Origin of the sequence: uncultured Sphingorhabdus sp., assembly GCF_937872355.1 — a bacterium.
Taxonomy (GTDB): domain Bacteria; phylum Pseudomonadota; class Alphaproteobacteria; order Sphingomonadales; family Sphingomonadaceae; genus Sphingorhabdus_B.
On sequence record NZ_CALMSV010000113.1, the window covers coordinates 1 to 2,148 of the forward strand.

The 2,148-nt window shown below is 61.6% G+C and carries 1 protein-coding gene and 1 pseudogene; both read right to left on the reverse strand.

Features of this window, described 5'->3' with window-relative positions; genetic code table 11:
- A pseudogene (locus tag Q0239_RS06485) lies at positions 1-135 on the reverse strand (biotin synthase); the annotation flags it as partial.
- On the reverse strand, positions 132-2,148 hold a 2,017-nt coding region (gene scpA / locus Q0239_RS06490), incomplete at its 5' end, for a methylmalonyl-CoA mutase (RefSeq protein WP_298600099.1). The pseudogene Q0239_RS06485 and the gene scpA, both read right to left, overlap by 4 nt.

The following is a 2,148-nucleotide window of genomic DNA, read 5'->3' on the forward strand; positions in this document are numbered from 1 at the left end:
CAAGGTGCAAAGCTGGATCTGCCCCACAGCATGATGCGCGCGGTGTACCGTTGCGGCCTGAAAGACCAGCTCGTCAAATGGCAGGTCGAACAGCGCGGCGATTTCTTCGCGCGTCCAATCGGTGCGAACGGTCACGCAGTTTCTCCCAAAGGCGGCATATTGTGGCCAAGCAGGGTCAGCACATCGGCAGCACATTCAACGACATTGCTGCCCGGGCCGTAAATGCCCTGCACGCCTGCATCGCGCAGATAATCATAGTCCTGCGGCGGGATGACCCCGCCAGCGATCACCCTGATATCGCTCCGTCCATTTTCGCGCAGGCGGGTAATGAGTTCGGGGGTCAGCGTCCTTTGCCCCGCGGCAAGGCTCGAGGCGCCGACGATGTCGACATTTTCGCTCAGCGCGAGCACCACGGTTTCTTCGGGTGTCTGGAACAGCGGGCCCGAAACGACGTCAAAACCCATATCGGCGAATGCCGAGGCGATCACATTTGCGCCGCGATCATGCCCGTCCTGCCCCATCTTGGCGACCAACAGCTTGGGTTTGCGGCCAAGGCGGCGTTCGACAGCGGCAACACCTTCCAGCACCTGATTATAGCGCGCATCGCCATCATAGGCCGCGCCATAGACGCCCTTTACCGGCGTTGGCGTTGTTCCATAGCGGCCAAAGGCGGATTCCATCGCGTCCGAAATCTCGCCAAGCGAAGCGCGATGGCGTGCGGCCTCGACCGCCAGTTCAAGGAGGTTCCCCTTGCCCTTCGCACCTTCGGCCAACGCTGCGAGCGCAGCGCGACATTTCGCCTCGTCACGCGTCTCGCGCATCTTTTTCAGGCGGGCAATCTGGCCTTCGCGAACCGCGTGGTTATCCACCTCCAGCGTTTCGAGTTGGTCTTCGCTGGCAAGCCGGTATTTGTTGACGCCGACGATGACGTCTTCGCCCCGGTCGACGCGAGCCTGACGGGCAGCAGCCGCCTCCTCAATCATCGCCTTGGGCCAGCCAGCTGCAACCGCCTTGGCCATGCCGCCTTCGCTTTCGACGCGTTCGATAATTTCCCAAGCCTTGTCGACCAGTTCCTGCGTCAGCGCCTCGATATAATAGCTGCCACCCAGCGGATCGACGACATTGCACATACCGGTTTCTTCCTGGATCACGATCTGCGTGTTGCGCGCGATACGGGCGGAGAAATCGGTCGGCAGCGCAATCGCTTCATCAAGCGCGTTGGTGTGCAACGACTGGGTGCCACCCAGCATCGCCGCCATCGCTTCGATGGTAGTGCGAATAACGTTGTTATACGGGTCCTGTTCTTGCAACGACACGCCGCTGGTCTGGCAGTGGGTGCGCAGCATCTTCGAACGCTCATCCTGCGCGCCCAGCTTGGTCATCACCCGGTGCCAGAGCACACGCGCAGCGCGCAGCTTGGCGACTTCCATGAAGAAGTTCATGCCGATGGCGAAGAAGAAGCTCAAACGCCCCGCAAACTTGTCGATATCGAGGCCGCTGGCGACGCCATATTTCACATATTCCATGCCATCGGCAATGGTGAAGGCCAGTTCCTGAACCTGCGTCGCCCCGGCTTCCTGCATGTGATAGCCGGAGATCGAAATGCTGTTGAACTTCGGCATGTTCGCCGAAGTGTAAGCAAAAATATCCGAGATGATCCGCATGCTCGGTTCGGGCGGATAGATATAGGTGTTGCGGACCATGAACTCTTTGAGGATGTCGTTCTGGATGGTTCCGTCGAGTTGCTCGGTGGGAACCCCCTGCTCCTGCCCGGCGACGATGAAGAAGGCGAGGATCGGGATGACCGCGCCGTTCATCGTCATCGACACCGACATCTGGTCGAGCGGGATGCCGTCGAACAGGATCTTCATGTCCTCGACGGAGTCGATGGCGACGCCCGCCTTGCCGACGTCACCGACGACGCGCGGGTGGTCGCTGTCGTAGCCGCGGTGGGTGGCCAGGTCGAAGGCGACGGACAGACCCCGCTGGCCGCCGGCCAGGTTGCGCCGATAGAAGGCGTTGCTCTCCTCGGCCGTGCTAAAGCCGGCGTACTGGCGCACCGTCCAGGGGCGGCCGACGTACATCGTCGGGTACGGCCCACGCAGGAAGGGCGGCAGGCCGGCGGCGTGGTCGCAGTTGGGCAGGTCG